Annotated in this window: 13 protein-coding genes; 6 read left to right on the top strand and 7 right to left on the bottom strand. The window is 41.6% G+C overall.

The window, feature by feature from the left end; translation table 11 throughout:
- Window positions 1–646 precede the first annotated feature (646 nt).
- The gene (locus AN390_RS19445) at window positions 647–1,210 is read left to right on the top strand and encodes a hypothetical protein (protein WP_055255830.1); all 564 of its coding nucleotides are present in this window, start codon (window positions 647–649) and stop codon (window positions 1,208–1,210) included.
- A gap of 347 nt (window positions 1,211–1,557) precedes the next feature.
- Here the strand turns inward: AN390_RS19445 and AN390_RS19440 are convergent, their stop codons facing one another.
- Window positions 1,558–3,249 (bottom strand): hypothetical protein, encoded by a 1,692-nt coding sequence (locus AN390_RS19440; protein WP_055255828.1) that lies wholly within the window; start codon window positions 3,247–3,249, stop codon window positions 1,558–1,560.
- Between the two features lie 139 nt (window positions 3,250–3,388).
- Window positions 3,389–4,855 (bottom strand): dGTPase, encoded by a 1,467-nt coding sequence (gene dgt, locus AN390_RS19435; RefSeq protein ID WP_055255826.1) that lies wholly within the window; start codon window positions 4,853–4,855, stop codon window positions 3,389–3,391.
- 191 nt (window positions 4,856–5,046) lie between these two features.
- Between dgt and AN390_RS19430 the strand changes: the two genes are divergently transcribed.
- On the top strand, window positions 5,047–6,270 hold the full coding sequence (locus AN390_RS19430; protein WP_055255824.1) for an alkaline phosphatase family protein: 1,224 nt from the start codon (window positions 5,047–5,049) through the stop codon (window positions 6,268–6,270).
- A gap of 136 nt (window positions 6,271–6,406) precedes the next feature.
- Here AN390_RS19430 and AN390_RS19425 read toward each other — a convergent pair whose 3' ends face one another.
- Together AN390_RS19425 and AN390_RS19420 are read right to left on the bottom strand one after the other, a co-directional pair.
- Window positions 6,407–7,150, bottom strand: a complete 744-nt coding sequence (locus AN390_RS19425) for a zinc-dependent metalloprotease family protein (protein WP_004589607.1) — start codon at window positions 7,148–7,150, stop codon at window positions 6,407–6,409.
- A gap of 60 nt (window positions 7,151–7,210) precedes the next feature.
- On the bottom strand, window positions 7,211–7,927 hold the full coding sequence (locus AN390_RS19420; protein WP_055255823.1) for a hypothetical protein: 717 nt from the start codon (window positions 7,925–7,927) through the stop codon (window positions 7,211–7,213).
- A 377-nt stretch (window positions 7,928–8,304) separates the two neighbouring features.
- Here AN390_RS19420 and AN390_RS19415 point away from each other — a divergent pair, with 377 nt between their 5' ends.
- On the top strand, window positions 8,305–9,462 hold the full coding sequence (locus AN390_RS19415) for a benzoate/H(+) symporter BenE family transporter (protein WP_004589605.1): 1,158 nt from the start codon (window positions 8,305–8,307) through the stop codon (window positions 9,460–9,462).
- Between the two features lie 369 nt (window positions 9,463–9,831).
- On the opposite strand, the gene hemH is transcribed toward AN390_RS19415, so the two are convergent.
- Together hemH and AN390_RS19405 are read right to left on the bottom strand one after the other, a co-directional pair.
- Complete coding sequence (gene hemH / locus AN390_RS19410) at window positions 9,832–10,851, bottom strand: ferrochelatase (protein ID WP_055255821.1); 1,020 nt, start codon at window positions 10,849–10,851, stop codon at window positions 9,832–9,834.
- Window positions 10,852–11,137: 286 nt separating this feature from the next.
- Window positions 11,138–12,469, bottom strand: a complete 1,332-nt coding sequence (locus tag AN390_RS19405; RefSeq protein ID WP_055255832.1) for an HD domain-containing phosphohydrolase — start codon at window positions 12,467–12,469, stop codon at window positions 11,138–11,140.
- A 111-nt stretch (window positions 12,470–12,580) separates the two neighbouring features.
- On the opposite strand from AN390_RS19405, the gene AN390_RS19400 reads away from it, so the two are divergent.
- The 3 genes from AN390_RS19400 to arfA all read left to right on the top strand — a co-directional run bounded on the left by AN390_RS19400 (window position 12,581) and on the right by arfA (window position 16,745).
- A complete protein-coding gene (locus AN390_RS19400) occupies window positions 12,581–13,558 on the top strand; it encodes a sensor histidine kinase (protein WP_055255819.1) in 978 nt (325 codons plus the stop codon).
- A 227-nt stretch (window positions 13,559–13,785) separates the two neighbouring features.
- A complete protein-coding gene (locus tag AN390_RS19395) occupies window positions 13,786–16,326 on the top strand; it encodes a TonB-dependent siderophore receptor (RefSeq protein WP_055255817.1) in 2,541 nt (846 codons plus the stop codon).
- A 218-nt stretch (window positions 16,327–16,544) separates the two neighbouring features.
- Entirely contained in the window at window positions 16,545–16,745 is a 201-nt protein-coding gene (arfA, locus tag AN390_RS19390; protein ID WP_055255815.1) for an alternative ribosome rescue factor ArfA, read from the top strand.
- Window positions 16,746–16,776: 31 nt separating this feature from the next.
- On the opposite strand, the gene AN390_RS19385 is transcribed toward arfA, so the two are convergent.
- Window positions 16,777–17,340 carry a cytochrome b gene (locus tag AN390_RS19385; RefSeq protein WP_055255813.1) on the bottom strand — a complete coding sequence of 188 codons (564 nt, stop codon included), beginning with the start codon at window positions 17,338–17,340 and terminating at the stop codon, window positions 16,777–16,779.
- Between the last annotated feature and the right edge of the window lie 511 nt (window positions 17,341–17,851).

Here is a 17,851-nt window from a genome sequence, read left to right as displayed (position 1 = left end):
GTTTAAGCTCCAAGAAAGTTAAGTACGACCTTGAAGCTTAAAATGAGAGATGGTATCTACGTCGAGTGCTAACAGCAAAGCTTGGTGTAACCTTGTAGACGCACATTGCTTTCGTTTAAAAGCAGGGCTTTTACGGTGTTAATTTTTTAAGTAATGAGAAGCTGTGTTTCTAACGTGAGCAAGCTCACGTCTACAAGCGCGATATAAAATCGCGCCTACATGTTAGTGCCTTTCTTTATGTAATCTTTGCATCTTTTAGCAAATTAAAGCTGCTGTGTATGGTTTTAATTATGCGGTTATTTACTTTGGGTAATTTTATTTAAGTTTTAGTAACAATAAACGCAAACTTTTTGATTGAGGTGTGGTCATAAAAAGAGTTGTTTTTTACAGCTTGTTACAAATAAATAACGTGCTGCCTGGTTGCAAAATGAGCGTGTAGCTATTGCTAGCATTATAATGTGGCGCGCTGAGCTTACCAGTGGTTCATTAAATATTAACATTGATAAAATTGTTCTTTTAATTTGCACTGTCTAGTATTAAAGATTGACAGTACACACCCAAACAAAACATAATATTAACATTGGCTACACTTAAAAAGCATTTCACTTAATTGTATTGCGTAAATTGGTTGAAGGAGGGAAGTATTATGAACAAATTACTCATTGCATGCGCTATCACTGCTGCAACTTTGTACGTGTTTAAAAACGATTTGACCGCCTTGGCTCAAAATAAGCTACCCAACTCAATAACTAACACCACGGCTGTGCAGCCTGCTCAACCTCTGGTGGTAGACATACAAGCAATGCAAAGTAGCCACGATGTAACTAATAAAGAAGGCACTGCACTTACCGAGCAAATAGTGATTACTCCCCAAGAGGTAGGTGAATACTCTGAGCTAGAAAGCGCTGCTCAAATTCAAAGTACGCTTGATTTAGCACAGTCAGAGCAAGCGTTTTTAGATAAAGTGCAAAGCAGCTTTGCTGAAAAGTCGCTATTTTTATACAGCTTTGAGTGTAAGCAAAACGATTGTAATGCAGGCATTGTGGCAACCGACGGCCAACCTAAACACGAAGACATAGCCGGCGTGTTAGCGCATTTGTCGGCGTCTGAAGAGTTTGCTAATCACTCTGTGCAATTAGCGGGTGTGGCGGTTAATAACGATGGTATTTTACAATACGATTTAAATATTAAAAACATGCCCCCCGAATAATACTAAGCGTAATATATAGTTAATTACTTTAAGCCGCCAAACTTGGCGCTAGCCGTGTTAAAAATACAAAGATGCTAAAAGTACAGGAATTTTCAACTAGTTAGTTATAACAACTAAACAACGCATTTTTGTAGCAATAAAACGTTTTCTCAGTTTTAAATCCATACTCAAAATAGCTCGCTTAATTAAGCGCATTAATACAACTCTATATTTTTAAACAACAAAGCGGCCTTGTGGCCGCTTTTTTGTGCTGGTAATTGAGTAATAGCAATTTTATCTTTAAATAGTGTACTTGCTGCGTTAAAAATTATTTGTTTAGAGCAATAATATCAAGCTTATTTGCTCGGCTATTCTTTTGTTTGCATGTTTTTAGCGCGCTCTTCTGCCTCTATTAAGGCTTGTGATTTAGGCGCTTTCTTTTTTTCCTCAATCACGGGCTTTTTATCTGAATTTGGGTCCCAGCTTTCATCTAGCGAAAGGTTTGCAAATGGGTTGCTAGAATCACTTTGCTTGGGCGTACTATCGGCCTCTGGTTGCGCTGGCTTTTCTTGAGTTGGTTGTGGTTGGTGGGCTGTTGATATTGGCGCCTCTAACGTGGGTTCGTTATTTGGTTTTGCTGAAACTGTAGCTTGTGCAGGCTCTTTACTTGGTTTTAAAGGCGCATCTGGATTGTAGGTACGAATTTCGGGCTCTTTAAAGTCGTGTTCGCTATTTAGCGTGGTTTGATCAAGCTCGCTGTTTTTATCGGCTGTATGCAGATGCGCGCTGGTATTAGGCTCAGTGACAGGGTTACTAGGCGCAGCCGGTTCGTTTATAAGAGTAGACTCTTGTGGTTTTACTTCTTCAACGGGCTCTGCTTTTGGCTGTTCTACTGCGGCGGCTTTGTGTTTACGCGTGCGCTTAACCGAAGGTGCGTCTGGGTTAAACTCTCTTATCTCGGGCTCTGTAAAGCCTTTTGCACTTTGAATACGCGCTAATGTATTTTTTGCGGCAGCTTCAAACTCTGCGGTGTTTGGCTCTGGCGCTACTTTTTTAGGTTCAGGTGCCGGCGCATCTTCTTCTGGTTTAGCTTGTTCTGGCTCAGCCTCTGTGGCTTGCGTATTGGCAGGCAATGGCTCGTTAATTGTCTCGTTTATTGGTGCATTAGAGCTTGCATGTTCAGGCTCAGGCTCGCTCGGGACCGAAACCGTTGGCACAACTGGTTTTGAAAGCTCATCACTTGGGGCTGGAGCCGTTTTGGGTGGTGCTGCTTGCGCTGCGCTTTTGTTGTTTTTAGTCATCGCTTTAGTTGGGGCTGTAGCCGGTGGAGCAACCGGCGGCTCGGGCTTATTTTGTTTAGCGCGGCGTAAACGTATAACCACCATGGCGCCAATTAATACCACAATAAGCAGTAGCAAACTTGGTAACAATAATGAACTTGGTGGCTCTTCAACTGGCGTAGGTATAAGTACAGGTGCGGGTTTGGGTGTTGTATTAACCGTTGGCTGCTCTTTTTTAGGCTCTATTTTAGGCGCTGCTTTTGGGCCTGTTTCAGTGGCCACCGGCTGCGCTTGGCTAGTGGTAGGTATTAACTCGCTGCTATTTGGCGCAAGTTCACCCTTAGGTGTGCTTGGCGCATCCTTTACTGTATTAATTGGCGCAGCCTCAGGCTCGTTAATTTCTGAGCTTTGCTGGCTTATTTGGTTTGTAGGCTGAGTACTTGTAGTTGCTTTGCTTGCGCTTTGTTTTATAGCTTTTTCGGCCGCAGTTATTTGCTCAAGCAGTTGTTGTTCTTGCTCGGGGGTAAGGGCAAGTGGTTGTGGCTCTTGTTCAACTACTGGCGGCTCTACTGGTTTTGGTTTTGTTTGTACTTGCTTGGGTTTATTACAGTTTCTTTTAAAATCGCGTGCGGCGCTGCGGTATTTGGCACTGGCTTTATTATTACTGTACTGCTGCATTTCTTGCTTAATTAAAATACACATGGCTTCGTTATAGGCAGCACTTTGGCTGCTGTAAAATAAAGCAAAGCAAAAAATAAGTTGAGAGAGTCTAATAATCATAAAACACGGTGCTTAAGTATCAATAGTCTGATTTTAAGCGCAAAATTAAAATATATCTAGGCACTAAGGGCGACTAAATCGCGGCGTGAGGTTTGTAACCTAGTGAAATAAGTAAAAACCACCCAGCAACACGCTCTAGTTAATCAATCACCATTAGGCTGCGGTACTCGTCGTAGGCAAATTGGTCGGTCATGCCACTTATGTAATCTTGAATTAGCCTACAGCGATAGTAAAACTCGTAAGCGGCAAAGTGATCGGGCTCTTCTTGCATGGCATCTATGGCGTGCTGATAACTATTTAAGTGCTTTTTAGAGAGCTTTTTAACCAAACGCGATTCGATTAATAATCGTGAGTCGCCATTTAATGCGCGTTTAAAATCGTCGCTGTTAAGTTGTAGCAGTGGTCTATAACAATCGAGCAGGCCGTTAATTATGCGATAGCCTTGTAGTTCGAGTTTTTCTACCTCTTTGTGAGAAAACACATGCTTAAGCGCCACCTGTTTAAGGGTTTTAGTAACGGCATGTAAGTGGCTGTTATCTTCTAATAATGCTTGGTTAAAGTCGCCGTGGTAAATAGGCTCAATGTGCTCTATAAAACGCTTAGCGGCGTGGTTTACAAGTGGGTGAAGCAAGGCCACGCGTAGGTAAATAAAAAATTCGCTATTAAAGTTGTAAGGCTGCGCGTTGGCGCGCTCTAGTGCGTAATCTACTGCTTTATCTACAAAATTTAGGTGTTCGGTGTCGTCAATGGTTAGGTTTATAAGGGCTTTTTTATATTCACTTTTTAGCTGCTGACAAAGTAGCTCGGTGGTTATTATGTCTTTTTCTACGGCGTCTTCTATGTCGGCTAAGCAATACGATATATCGTCGGCGGCTTCCATTATGTAACTTGCCGGATGGCGGCAGTATGGCTCTATAACCAGCTCGTTTTGCAGTGCCTCTACAAAGGTTTTTTCGCTGTAGTAGTAACCTACTTTTTTCATTAAGTAGTTTTTATTTTGTGGTATGTCTTTTGGGTTTAATCCCGCGGGGCGGGTGTACTTTAAAATGCCCGCGCTTTGGCAATAAGTTAAGTTTAACCCCAGTAGCGAATGAATTATGCGTATGCCTTGGGCGTTGCCTTCAAAATTACAAATATCGTGCGCTAGATGCTTAAAAATAACCCCTATGCCGGTATTTTGTTCTTGGCAGCGCGCTGGTGTCACACTTGCTAAATTGTTATTAAACCAGTGATTTATGGCAGCTTCGCCAAAATGTCCAAAGGGTGGGTTGCCTATATCGTGCATTAGGCAGGCCATTTCTACTAGGCTTTCTAGTGGGCGCTCTAGCCCTTTTAAGCCAAACTCGGTTTGTTGCTCAAAGCTTAAATTTGCAAAAATGCGCTGTACTATAAAACGGCCAACTTGCTGTACTTCTAGTGAGTGAGTTAAGCGCGAGCGCACCGCAGCGTTTCGCTCCAGCGGAAAAACTTGGGTTTTTTGCTGCAACCTACGAATAGCTGCACTGTTAATTATACGACCGCGATCGCTTTCCATCGCCATTTGTAAATTTGCAGTCGTGCGATACATGCGCGCTGGGGTTATTTTTTTACTAAAGTCGATAGTCATCGGAGTCCTTGCTTAGTGGTGACGACTGGCAAAGTAAATGCGCGTTGTCATTCGTTTTAAATACTTACTAGTTAATATATACATCTAGACGAGTTAGGTACAGGTGCTTGTATCATTTAAGGCCTGGCAATTGTATTATAAAGCTATATTTTTCAGTATTTAACGCATTTTAATGTAGGCGAGTATTTGTAATGAAGTATGTATTTTTAAAGGCCATGATGTTGGCTCTTTTAGTGTTAGCCAGCCAAGCGGCATATGCGGCAAAAGAGCAAACCGTTGTACTTATATCAATAGATGGCATGCGTTGGGATTATATAGAAAAACACGGCGCGCCTAATTTAAAAGCAATGGCTGCTAAAGGTGTACGCGCGCAAAAACTAATGCCTGTTTACCCAACAAAAACGTTTCCTAACCATATTTCTATTATTACAGGGTTGCTGCCGGTAAATCATGGCATTGTAGATAATAACTTTTGTGATAAAGCCCGTAAAAACGAGTGCTACAGCATGGGTAAAGGTATGCGCGATAACACGTGGGTAAACGGCATTCCACTTTGGAATTTAGCAAAAATGCAGGGGCTAAAGTCGGCTACTTATTTTTGGCCAGAGTCGGATGCGCGTTTTAACGGTATGACGCCCGACTATTACTTTCATTATTCTAAATACAGTGAGTACCAAGGCCGTGTTGATCAAATAGTACAGTGGCTAAGCTTACCTAAAGCGCAGCGCCCACGTTTTGTGGCAAGTTATTTTTCACTTGTTGATAGCATGGGCCACGAGTTTGGCCCAGATGCACCGCAAACCCGCGATGCGGTAAAACAATTAGATGAACTAATGGGCCAATTACAAACCCGTTTAAGCAAGCTAGAGCAAGAGATTAACCTTGTTATTGTATCCGATCACGGTATGGCGCATGTAAACCCAGAGCAAAGTATTGATGTTTCTACATTGCCTAAAAACGATAATTTTATAGTTAAAAATACCGGCCCGCGATTACTTATTTATGCAAAGCTTGCTGTAACAAGCGAGCAAATTGCAACTTACAAACAACGTTTGCAACAAGCAGCAAACGGGCGTTATAAGGTATTAAACGACGAGCAATTAGCGGCATATCACTACAATAAAGGCACTCGTGTGGGCGATATTGTTGTGCAAACTAATGCGCCTGCGGTATTTACTAACGAAGGCAAAGCAATGTATTTAGGTACTCATGGCTATGCCTATACCGATGATATGGCGGCTACGTTAATTGCTGTAGGGCCTGCTTTTAAACAAGGGCTAAGCCTTGAAAAGGTAAATAATCTTGATATTTACCCGGTACTTGCAAAAGTGATGGGGCTTAAGCTTTTAAGTAAAGTAGATGGTGACGGTAAAACGTTAATGCCTGCTATTAAACAAAAAATAGTAGTGCATTAATTAGCTGCGCACTTTTAGGCTTTCAGTGATTTAACCTTGAAAGAACAACAGCCCCTAAGCTAAATAAAAAAGAGCGCAAATGCGCTCTAAAGGGAAATAATTATAAGTGGGCTAAATACAGCCTGCTTTAAATCACTTACTTAAAGTTAGCAATGCTTGTTTTAGTGTCGGTAACCGTACGAATAGCATACGCTTGGTTAGTTACACCAAAAGCCAAGCCATTTACGCTCCAATTAGGGTTAGAGAAGTAATCGTATTGCGTTGCACTACCGTAAACATGCGGGTAAGCCATTATACTTGCAAATTCGTTTTGTACGCCGTGGCCCATTCCATCAACATATACGCCGCCCGATGTATCGCCTTGTTTACGTGAGTGCGCTAGGCCTTGGTTATGACCAAGTTCGTGTACAAACGTAGTGGCACCACAGTCAATAGCAGTAATAGAGTACATACGGTCGCTCATTGAGCTGTATAAATTACCGTTAGTGCCTTGGCCAACCCAAGCTAAACCACACGAGATTAAACCATTACCCGCACTTTGGCCTGTACCAAGTACGGCAACCATATCGGCTTTCCAGCTAGTGCGTAAACCATCTACGTAGCTGCTGTTAGTTACTGCATCTAACCAATCTTCAGACGGTGTAATTGCGTAATCGCCTAGGTTTTCTGTGCCCGCTAAACGTAGTGTAATGTCTACCCCATTTTGGCTATAAACCTGGTTACTAAAGGCGATCAGCTGGTTTATTTTAGTGTTTATATTGCTCGTAGCTGCGGCCGATTGGTCGGTATATAAAATACCAATATCAATCGTTACTGCCTGTGCTGCACTGGTTGCAAATAGCGCGCTGGCAATGGCTGCCGTAGTGATTAGTTTTTTCATTTTTATATTTCCTTACTTATGTAGTGGTTGGAAGTTTTACTGCTGATTGATTTAGTTGGGTTACTGCGTGTTGGGTTGTTCAGTTTTTTTTGGGGCAAACATATCTATGGTTTTATCTGTTTTTGGTGTGGGCGCATCTACGTGATGCTCTATGTGGTTTTGGTATAAGTCGCGTTTTGCTGCAATCCAGCCATATTTACCTTTACTTTCAAAAACGTAATTGCCGCTAGGTGCGGTAAATTGCCCATAAATTGCATCGTTTCCTACGGTCATAACCGTGGTGTGTAGTTGCCCATTGGCACCAATAACTTGGCCAAATATGCTTTTATCGCCATTACTCGCCTCCGATAACGAGGTGATTTCGGCGCTGTAGGTTTCAACGGTTTGCGGGATTGAAATATCAAACGAGTCGCCAACTTCAAGGGCTTGTAACGTATTTAGGTCGAACTCTATGTAGGCTTCGTTGTTTAAATCGCTTGGTAGTACGTTGGCGTTGGTAAGTACCTCTTTCGCTTTTGCAGATACCTTGTTTATAGCTTCAAACTGGTTGCTTTGCGCTGGTGCCTCAATGGTTTTAGGTTTTACGTTAACGGGATCTTTACTCATATCTATGAGCTGCAGTGCTTTTTTATTTACTGCAAATTGAGAGTCAACGGGCACTATATCCACTGCAACAGGCGCCGTTACCTGCTGAGGTTTTTCGGTATTAAATAGCAGCTTATAAATAGCAAATGCAGATAGACCAAGGGCAACAATTATTAAAATAGCGCGTTTCATTTGTTTCTCTTACGGGGTTTTTAGTTAACTAATTGTTACGTTTTATATCATCTAGAGAATTAGATCAAGTTAGTAGTGGTAGTATAAAAGTGCTAATTATTTGCATTGTAAATGATTGTAAATAAACAATTTACCTATAATGGGTTTGGTTTGTTGAGCTAAAAAGGATGGGTTTTCATGGAGTTTTAGCGGGGTGTAAGCGTAAGCGAATAATTGTTTTTGTTTTTAATTTGGCAATGAAAGGTGTGATCTTTATAGGTAAAAAAAATTTTAAAATAATGAATATTTTTCACGCTTAATAGCGTAAACGCTAATTGCAAAGCGTAAATAGGCAACGTATGTTGTGGGCTTAAAAATCTAAAATTAAGAGGGATTTTATGACGTTTTCCGATCAGCTGCTTAATCGAGCAACCGCAGGGTTGGTGGCTGTTATTATTGGTTTTTCAAGTTCTATTGCGCTTATTTATCAAGTTGTTATAACCCTTGGCGGCACGCCCGATTTAGTCGCAAGCTGGCTTTTAATGCTAGGGCTGGTAATGGGTATAACCACTATTGGGTTGTCGTATTATTATAAAGTGCCCGTTTTAATTGCATGGTCTACCACTGGGGCGGCTTTACTTATTTCCAGCGCGCAGGGCTACCATTTAGGCGAAGCCATTGGTGCATTTATGTTTGCCGCTACATTGGTTTTTGTGTCTGGGGTTACCGGTTGGTTTGAAAAAATAATGAACCGCATCCCGAGCGAACTTGCCTGTGCCATGCTGGCAGGCGTATTGGTCACCTTTGGTATAGATGTATTTAATTTTATGAATGAGCTACCACTGGTTATAGGCCTAATGGTGCTTATGTATTTTTTAGGAAAACGATTTTTTGCGCGTTTTGCCATGCTTAGCGTTTTAGTTGCAGGCGTGCTACTGGCGTGGCAAATGGGGCATATTGATACTGGCGCTATTCATTGGAAAATAAGTGAGTTTGCATACATAGCGCCGGTGTTTAACTTGCAAGCGTGTATAAGTATTGGCTTACCGCTTTATATAGTGACCATGACCTCACAAAACTTACCGGGTATTGCTGTACTAAAGGCTCATAATTATAAAGCGCCTATCTCAGCTACGCTTAACGTAACTGGTTTTATTAATATTTTAACAGCCCCGTTTGGTACGTACTCTATTAATTTAGCCGCTATTACCGCTGCTATTTGTATGAGCGACGAGGCCGATAAAAGCCCCGATAAACGCTATTGGGCAAGTATTGCCGCAGGCGTATTTTATATTGTTATGGCACTTTGCGCGGCAACGCTTGTTGGTTTAGTGGCAAGTTTGCCGCAGGCATTAATTTTAGCCTTAGCGGGTATTGCGCTGTTTGGCACCATTGCTAATAGCTTGCAGCAAGCTTTAAGCTCAGCCCAATACACAGAGGCTGCAATAGTTACATTTTTGGTAACCGCATCTGATTTAACCATGCTCTCGGTGGGCTCTGCGTTTTGGGGAATAATTGCCGGCGTTTGTACGTTGATGATCACCCGTAAAAGTTAAAGAAAAGCGTTAACGAATAGGTTAAAACAGGTAAAAGCGTTGCTTTTAAAACGCCAGCAAGCTGCACGTCTACAAGGTAATTTACCTCGGTGTTAATTTTGTCAGTATGCGCGAAGCTTGCTCGCGCAAGATGTTAGTTGCTTCTCTAAAAGCGAAGCGTCTCTAAACCTCTTTGTGGTTTATTGATCTTTAATACAAAAATGCACAAAGAGAAGGGAATGAGGATTAAATGAGAAGTGAAAGTTGTAGGTGCGAAGCTTGCTCGCGTAAAATAGTGGCTATGACATTTAATAAATGCTTATCTTACAACTAAAAAAGCGGTGTTGAAATTTAACACCGCTTTTTTACGTTAAGGCAATAAAGATGTGTTTAAAGCATTGGTTTTAGCACATCATATAAAGCGTTGATGTGATCGTCTCTGTCGTTTAAAGCGGCTATATAACGGTACTTTTCGCCGCCTGCGTTTTCAAAAATTTCGCGGTTTTCTTCTTCAAGCTCTTCGAGTGTTTCTAAGCAGTCGGCGCTAAAAGCAGGGCTTAAAATTGCTACGTCGGTAATGTTTTCATCAGGTAACGATGCAAGCGTGGCGTCGGTGTATGGCTTTAACCATTCGGCTTTACCAAAGCGGCTTTGAAAAGTGCTAATTACTTTATCTTTATCAAGGCCTAGTTTTTCAACCACTAAACGCGTGGTTTGCAAACATAGGCAGTGGTAAGGGTCGCCTCTATCTAAAAATAGCTTTGGCATACCGTGGTATGAAAAAACTAATTTTTGTGGCATGCCGTTTTTTTCTAAATCTTCACTTATGCTGCTAGCTAATGAATCAATGTAAGCGGTGTTTTTGTGATAACCATTTACAAAGTGTAGCTCTGGCACCCAGCGCCATTTTTGCAATACTCTTGATACGGCATCAAATGTTGAGCCGGTGGTAGGGCTTGAATATTGCGGGTAAAGCGGTAGTACAATTATGCGCGTTAGGCCTTTATCACGCAGCGCTTCAAGGCCCGCCTCTATTGAAGGGTTGCCGTAACGCATGGCCATAACAACTTCGGTATTGGTATAACCTTGCTCTTGGAGTAGCGCGTTTAGTTTGTCGCGTTGCAGGCGGGTAATATGCGTTAGCGGCGAGCCGTTTTCGGTCCAAATGCTTTCGTATAGTTTTGCTGAGCGCTTAGGGCGAATACGCAAAATTATACCGTGCAGTATTATCATCCACACTAAACGTGGAATTTCTACAATGCGCGGATCGGATAAAAATTCACGTAAGTAGGTACGCAGTGCCGCAGGGGTGGGCGCGTCTGGACTGCCTAAGTTGGTAAGTAAAATGCCCGTTTTTTGATTAAAACGTCCGTCGTGGGGATTGTCAGTGACTGCAGAAAATCGCGACACGCTGTGCTCCTTAAAGCAATGTGATACCAATTCGCAATAATACTTAATTATTTTGCGGGGCTAAACGTGTCGCTACCAGCGTTAAAAAACTCTCATTTAGAACAACTAAATAGCGAATTTTTTTGCCTAGCTATCTACACGTTTTTCCACCCTCAAAATAAATTACTTAATTAAGCGGATTGGTATTAAACAGTTTAAAATTTATACCCAGATTAACAGGTACCTGTTTGAATTAGTTTAGCTTATTTACGGTAATTGTAACGAAAAAAGCCACAGTTTAGATCACTCATTTAGCGCTTTTTACCATTATTCTAAATGGGGTCGGTTTTTTGGCTTCTAGTTGCTGTAGTTTTTCGATGGATTTTTTACCAAACACATGGCCTTTAGGTAACAACATAATACCGCTGTGGCTGTGTAACGTATGGCCTAAAATCATATTGGCTTTTAGCTCTTGAGCGCTGCATATAATGATAGAGCCCGCATTATTAAGTTGCTCATTTAATTTGCTATGGCTTGCCTCGAGTGCGCGCACAATTTTAGGGTGGTAAAAAGTGCCACTGTACATTTTAACGCTTTCGAGCGCATCGCTGTGGCGCTCTTTGTCTGTGGGGCTTTGGCTTTGTTCAAATGCGTTCCAATAATCGCGAGCAACGCTAAGCACCATAGCGCCAATAGGGATGTCGTTTGCTGCTAATCCTTTTGGTAAACCGTTACCGTTAAAGCGCTCATATTGATGATAAATTGCATCAGATACATCATGTAAATGTATAGCAGGCATAAGCATTAATTGTGCTGTGCTTGGGTGTGTATAAAAGGCTTTGCGCTGTTGCTCGCTTAGCCGGCTCACTGGCTTTTTATAGAGCTCAGGGTCCATAGCAAGCAAACCTATTTGCGCTAAATAACCCGCCATGGGGGCTAAATCTATACTTTTTTGCGAGAGGTTTAAGTACAGTGCTATTTGGGTGCAGGTGTCGGCAATTTTTTGCGCTTTGTTGCCATCTAAGTACGGATTGGCGTTTATAAAATTATAAAGTAGCTCCACGGTGGCTTTGTGTTCGTGTTTTTCGCGCTCGTTGGCATCTTCTAGCTGTTTAAGTACCTGCTTAATTTGCTTTGTACGCTTTTCTACTCGTTGCTCTAACGAGTTATTTAATTCGAGAAGTTCTTTGTTTTGCTGTTTTACTTGCTGCTCGAGTTGCTTGTTTTGTTTTTTTAGCCGAAATTTTTCGATGCTGTCGTTTATGCTGCGCAAAAGCATATCGTTTTGCCATGGCTTTTGTATGTAGCCGTTAATTTGCGCTAGGTTTACAGCGGCTAGGGTGGTTTCTATTTCGGCGTAGCCGGTTAATAAAATACGTTGTGTTTCGGGGGCTTTGTTACGGGCTTGCTCTAAAAATTGCGCGCCATTCATGGTGGGCATTTTCATGTCGCTAATAATTAAGCTAAATTCGTGGCTGTTTAAAAGCTCAAGCGCTTGCACTGGGCTTTTGCAGGTCATAAAACTAAAGTTATTATTTTTTAATAAGGAGGTTAGTGAGCGCAGAACAATTTCGTCGTCATCAACACAAAGTACATCTACGGCAGTGATTGAATGTGCAGCGTCTGCTGGTTTGGTCATAGTGCTACCTTTTAAAATAATAAGCATAGCCTAAAAATTGCCCCTAGTTTGCATAATTACGTATGGCAAACTAAACGTTATACATGGATGCGTATTTATGGAGCGAATAGGATGAGCACTTTAACCGACGACTACAAACAAGCCTTTTTAGATGAGCAGCAAAAGCGTATAGCCGCAGAGCAACTGCTTGCCGATAAAAGCCAATTGTTAGTTGTGTTAAATGGCGAACTAACCAAAAACGTTGCGGAGCTGTCTTTGTATCAGCAAATGTTTGTTCAGGCCGACAAAATGGCAAGTGTGGGTGTTTTGTCTTGCAGTATTGCGCACGAAATAAATAACCCGCTTTCGTATGTAATTAGTAATATAGAAAGCTTGCAATATGTTAGCCCTCTTTTATCAAAATCTCTTCACTATAACGAGCAGTTTTTAACCGGCCAATTAAATTCATGGCAATTTAAAAACGTGTTGGTTGATCTAAAAAAACAATACGAACTGGCATGGAATGGACACGAAATTTACTCGCAGTTGAGCGAAAGCCTAGATGGTTTAAAGCGCATAAAGCAAACCGTGCATAATTTATTAAACCTTAGCCAATTTACAAGTACCCATAACAAGCAATATTTAGATGTAAGCGAGGTTGCAGGCTCTGCTTTAGGCGTGTTGCAAGGGCAGCTTAAATACTGCGAAATAAAAACCAATTTTGAGCAAGTGCCGCTTATTTGGGGGGAGCTGTCGTCTATTCATCAAATTTTTGTTGAGCTGTTATTAAATGCTCAACAAGCGTGCGAACATGAATTAGAAAAAGGCACCATTATTGAACTAAGCGTAACGCAGCAAAATGAGGGGGTATGTATAAAAGTGAAAGATAACGGTTGTGGAATGGATGAAAATACCCAAGCGCACATTTTTAAGCCTTTTTTTACTACACATAAAACAGCCCACTCATTAGGAATAGGAATGACCGTTGTTAACTTTATTTTGCAAGATCACAGCGGAAAAATAGAAGTTAGCAGTACTTTAGGAACAGGTACTACCATTTGTTGTTGGTTACCCGTAAAAGTACAAGAAAGCGTGATAAACCTATTGTAAATAAAGTGTTAATTTAATTTGGGGTTGAAATTAAAATCCTTAATTGTATGCGTTTTAAACAAGTTTAAGTGTTATTTTTTAGTATTTACATTTTTTTGCATAGTTAGACCTATTATTTAGTTTTTTTCATTTCTTTTTATTTGCATATGTTGCTAGGATGTTCCCCAGTGCGATGCGTTACATCGCAATAACAAATATTAAAGAACACACTAAACAGGGTCGTCACCATGTCAACATACCGTTTAAATACATTAGCTGCCGCTGTTGCGTTTGCCGTAAGCGCACCAAGCATTGTAAGCGCTCAAGAAGCACCTGTTGAGGCTGCACAAAATATCGAACAAATTTCTGTATTAGGGTCGCGCGTTTCTAACCGCACCTCTACTGAGTCTTCGTCACCTATTGATTTAATAGACGCTGATGATTTAAACAAAGGCGGCTTTACAGAACTAGGGCAGAGTCTGCAAGCTACTGCCCCGTCGTTTAACTTTTCTCGTACGCAAGTATCTGATGGCTCTGATTTATTTAGACCAGCAACGCTGCGCGGCTTACAACCAGATCAAACGTTAGTGTTGGTTAACGGTAAGCGCCGCCATAATCAGTCTATTTTTGGCCTTAACGGCACTGTAGGTGCAGGCGCAGCCGGCACCGACATGAACGCCATTCCGCTAACTGCGCTTAAAGGTGTAGAAGTACTACGCGATGGCGCAGCAGCTAAATATGGCTCTGACGCGATAGCTGGCGTAATTAACTTATCGCTTAATAATTCAACTGGCGTAACAACGGGTTACGTACAGTACGGCGGCACCAGTGAAGGCGACGGCGATACGCTTTCTGCAGGTTTAAACCGTGGTTTTGACTTAGGTAGCGAAGGCGGCTTTATTAATTTATCGCTTGAGTATCGTGATGCCGATGGCACTAACCGTGCAGAGCGCGATACCGGTGGGTCGTTAAATGTTGAGCCAGGCACGCTGAGTGAAGATGTACGTTGGAGCCAAGGTAACTCAGAAAGTGAATTTACCTCGTTGTTTTACAACATGGCTTTGCCAATGGGCGACAGCGAATTGTACTCATTTGGTGGCTACTCTGAGCGCACCGCGCTGGGTAATGGTTTTTACCGTAACTTTAACGAAGCGTCTAAAAATGTAACGCAAGTATACAGCGATGGTTTTTTACCCCGCATTTATAACGAAGCTGAAGATATTTCAGTAGCGGTTGGTTTTAGAGGCGATATAAACCCAGATTGGGGATACGATGTATCGGCAGTGTATGGTGAAAACCAATACGACTTTACCTCACGTAATACTATAAATGCCTCTTATGCGGCGGAGTACGTATTTAATAACCCAGATGCAAGCGATGCCGGTATAGCAGCCAATGCAGGCCCAAGCGGCGGTTACTCTGGTGGTTTTAGATTTGATCAAACAACAGTTAATGCTGATTTTAACGGCATTGTTGATATTGGCCGCAATGAGCCTTTATATGTAACTATTGGTGCTGAATACCGTAAAGAAAACTACGAAATAGTACCTGGCGATGAAGCCTCTTACGCATGTGGCTTGGCAAATACCGATGCTTCGTACCCTTCAGTAAACGATCCTGATCAATTTGCTGAGTGTGGTTTTCAGGCTTATAACGGTTTGCGCCCAGAGGCAACAAACAAGAGCGATCGCCACAGCTACGCATTTTATGTAGATGTAGAAACCATGGTAACGGATGCATGGAACGTAAGTGGTGCGTTGCGCTATGAAGACTTTTCAGATGCGGGCGATGACTTAATTGGTAAATTAGCAACACGTTATGAATTTAACGATGACTTTGCAGTACGTGGTGCGGTATCTACTGGTTTTAGAGCGCCATCGCTTCAGCAAAGTGGTTATACCGCATTTACAACTAACCTAGGCTCAGACGGCACACTTACGCAGTCGTTCACTGCAAATACGGGGACTGCTTTTCCAAGTGCGTTAGGTGTAGATAGCCTAGAGCTTGAAACCTCAACTAACTACAGTGCTGGTTTTGTTTACGATGTAACAAGTGAGCTTTCGTTAACGGTTGATTTTTACCGCGTAGAAATTAAAGACCGTATTACGCTTGGTAGTTTACTTTCTGCAGAGGATGTTGCCTTTAGCGATGAAGCCGTAGCCGCGCTTCAAGCAACCGGCGCAGTGCAAGCTAACTACTTTTCAAACTCTGTAGATTCAACTACACAAGGTGTTGATATTATTGCCTCTTACCGTACTGATGTAGAGGGCGGTAATTTTGGAGTAACCTTTGCGGGTAACTTAAACGACACTAAAATTGATAACGTGAACGCAGAAGAAGGTATTCCTGAGTCGGTGGCGTTTGATGATTTACAACGTAGCTTTTTTACCGACGGCCAGCCAGGTGAGCGCGCAACTTTAACGTTTGACTATGAGCGTGATGCGTATGAAACAACGCTTCGCTTTAATTACTTTGGCGAAACAGACGTTAAATACTTTGGTAATGACCACATCCCTTTACCAGGTGAGCTTTCGCCTACGGGGTCGTTTAAACCAACTAGTACAGTTGAATCAGCAGTACTAGTGGATTTAAACGTTAGCTACCAAATTAACGAAATATTTAACGTATCGGTAGGGGCTGATAATATTTTTGATGAAACCCCAGATGAGCTAGGTGATGACGAAGTGCTTAACTTTATTACCAACGGCGCGTTTAAATACCCTGTACGTGCATTGCCTTACGGCTTTGACGGGCGTACTTATTATGCAAAAGTAAGCTTTGAATTTTAATTATTTGAGATAAAACTATTTAACCTGAATTCTGGTTAAGAGATATACCAACATATTTTATTATCCAGCGTTCAGGTTACTAAGCGCAGTTATTTACTGCGCTTTTTTTATGTTTATTTATTATGAAAAAGAGCGTTAAAACACTTGCAAGGTTGAAAATTAGGCATACAATCGCCACTTCTTAAGGTTCTTATTGTTATAAATAGTTAGGAAATAAAATGGCTAAAAAATCGAAAACCAAAGCCGCAAATAATAGTGCGGTAGACACCGGCCGAGGTGTTATTAATCATAATGCGCTGGCGGCGCTAGTAACTTCTAAAGTGTTTAAACCTCAAGTGGTTAAAGCTAAAAAAGGGAAAGGCTCGTTTAAGCGCAATCACAAACACGTAGGACGAGAGTCTTATTTAATCGCGGCTTAAATAGCACCGATCAAATAAGACTTTTAACTGCCTACTTTTTGCCAAGCATACGCGTAAGGGTGTTGTCTTTATCAATAATATGGTGCTTTAAAGCGCCCACAATATGTAAACCTAACGCGATAAGAAGCGCATTTGCTGTAATACCGTGAACGGTTTTTCCTATCTCAGCTAAGCCTTGGTTAAAAGCGAGGCTTTTTTGTGGGTTTTCTGGGTTGGGGTTGTGCGGTATAAGCTCTAGCCCGAACACATCCACGCCGTGCCCACCAAAGCCCGACATAATCAGCCCCGAAATAGGCATAAGTAACATGCTTATTATAAGAACGTAATGCACAATTTTAGCTAACACTTGCTCATAATTTGGGTGTTTAACATCGTGCTTTGGCCAACCATTTACAATGCGCCATGTTACTCTTAATAACGCAAAAGCAAGCAGCATTGCGCCAAATGACTTGTGCCAACTCATTAGAAAAAACGCTTTAAAGTTTTCCATATATAGGCCTGAGCCTAATAACCCAATAATTAAAATAGCTACAATCCAATGCAGGCTTATGGTGGTTTTGCTTAACGTACTTGTTGTATCTTTTGTAAGTTTCATTGTGGTTATTCCTAACTTAAAAAGTGGCGCTTAGTTGCGTGTACAATTGAATAATCTACATTAATGCAGCTAGCTTAAACTATAGAGGGTTAAAGTAGGGTTAACGAAACTTATTTTTTAAATTTAAAAGGATAAACCCGCAACGTGAAATGAAAGTTCTAGGCGCGAAGCTTGCTCGCGCAAGATGATAGTTGCTTCTCTAAAAGCGAAGCGCCTCTATACCTCTTTATGATTTATTGATCTTTAATACAAAAATGCACAAAGAGAAGAGAAAGAGGAGTAAATGAGAAGTGAAAGCTGTAGGCGCGAAACTTGCTCGCGCAAGATGCTAGTTACTTCTCTAAAAGCGAAGCGCCTCTTAACCTCTTTGTGATTAATTGAGCTTTAATACAAAAATGCACAAAGAGAAGGGATAGAGAAGTAAATGAGAAGTGAAAATTGTAGATACCATCTCTCATTTTAAGCTTCAAGGTCGTACTTAACTTTCTTGGAGCTTAAACGCTTCTTGGTT

The sequence above is a fragment of the Pseudoalteromonas sp. P1-11 genome (genome assembly GCF_001399995.1).
GTDB classification, from domain to species: domain Bacteria; phylum Pseudomonadota; class Gammaproteobacteria; order Enterobacterales; family Alteromonadaceae; genus Pseudoalteromonas; species Pseudoalteromonas atlantica.
Note: the sequence above shows the minus strand (reverse complement) of the source record. Positions and strands in the feature narration are given on the sequence as shown.

What these genes read in the sequence shown, in the direction of transcription:
- AN390_RS19445 (WP_055255830.1), top strand. Translation starts at nt 647, where the DNA reads ATGAACAAATTACTCATTGCATGCGCTATCACTGCTGCAACTTTGTAC.
- AN390_RS19440 (WP_055255828.1), bottom strand. Translation starts at nt 3,249, where the DNA reads ATGATTATTAGACTCTCTCAACTTATTTTTTGCTTTGCTTTATTTTAC.
- dgt (WP_055255826.1), bottom strand. Translation starts at nt 4,855, where the DNA reads ATGACTATCGACTTTAGTAAAAAAATAACCCCAGCGCGCATGTATCGC.
- AN390_RS19430 (WP_055255824.1), top strand. Translation starts at nt 5,047, where the DNA reads ATGAAGTATGTATTTTTAAAGGCCATGATGTTGGCTCTTTTAGTGTTA.
- AN390_RS19425 (WP_004589607.1), bottom strand. Translation starts at nt 7,150, where the DNA reads ATGAAAAAACTAATCACTACGGCAGCCATTGCCAGCGCGCTATTTGCA.
- AN390_RS19420 (WP_055255823.1), bottom strand. Translation starts at nt 7,927, where the DNA reads ATGAAACGCGCTATTTTAATAATTGTTGCCCTTGGTCTATCTGCATTT.
- AN390_RS19415 (WP_004589605.1), top strand. Translation starts at nt 8,305, where the DNA reads ATGACGTTTTCCGATCAGCTGCTTAATCGAGCAACCGCAGGGTTGGTG.
- AN390_RS19405 (WP_055255832.1), bottom strand. Translation starts at nt 12,469, where the DNA reads ATGACCAAACCAGCAGACGCTGCACATTCAATCACTGCCGTAGATGTA.
- AN390_RS19400 (WP_055255819.1), top strand. Translation starts at nt 12,581, where the DNA reads ATGAGCACTTTAACCGACGACTACAAACAAGCCTTTTTAGATGAGCAG.
- AN390_RS19395 (WP_055255817.1), top strand. Translation starts at nt 13,786, where the DNA reads ATGTCAACATACCGTTTAAATACATTAGCTGCCGCTGTTGCGTTTGCC.
- arfA (WP_055255815.1), top strand. Translation starts at nt 16,545, where the DNA reads ATGGCTAAAAAATCGAAAACCAAAGCCGCAAATAATAGTGCGGTAGAC.
- AN390_RS19385 (WP_055255813.1), bottom strand. Translation starts at nt 17,340, where the DNA reads ATGAAACTTACAAAAGATACAACAAGTACGTTAAGCAAAACCACCATA.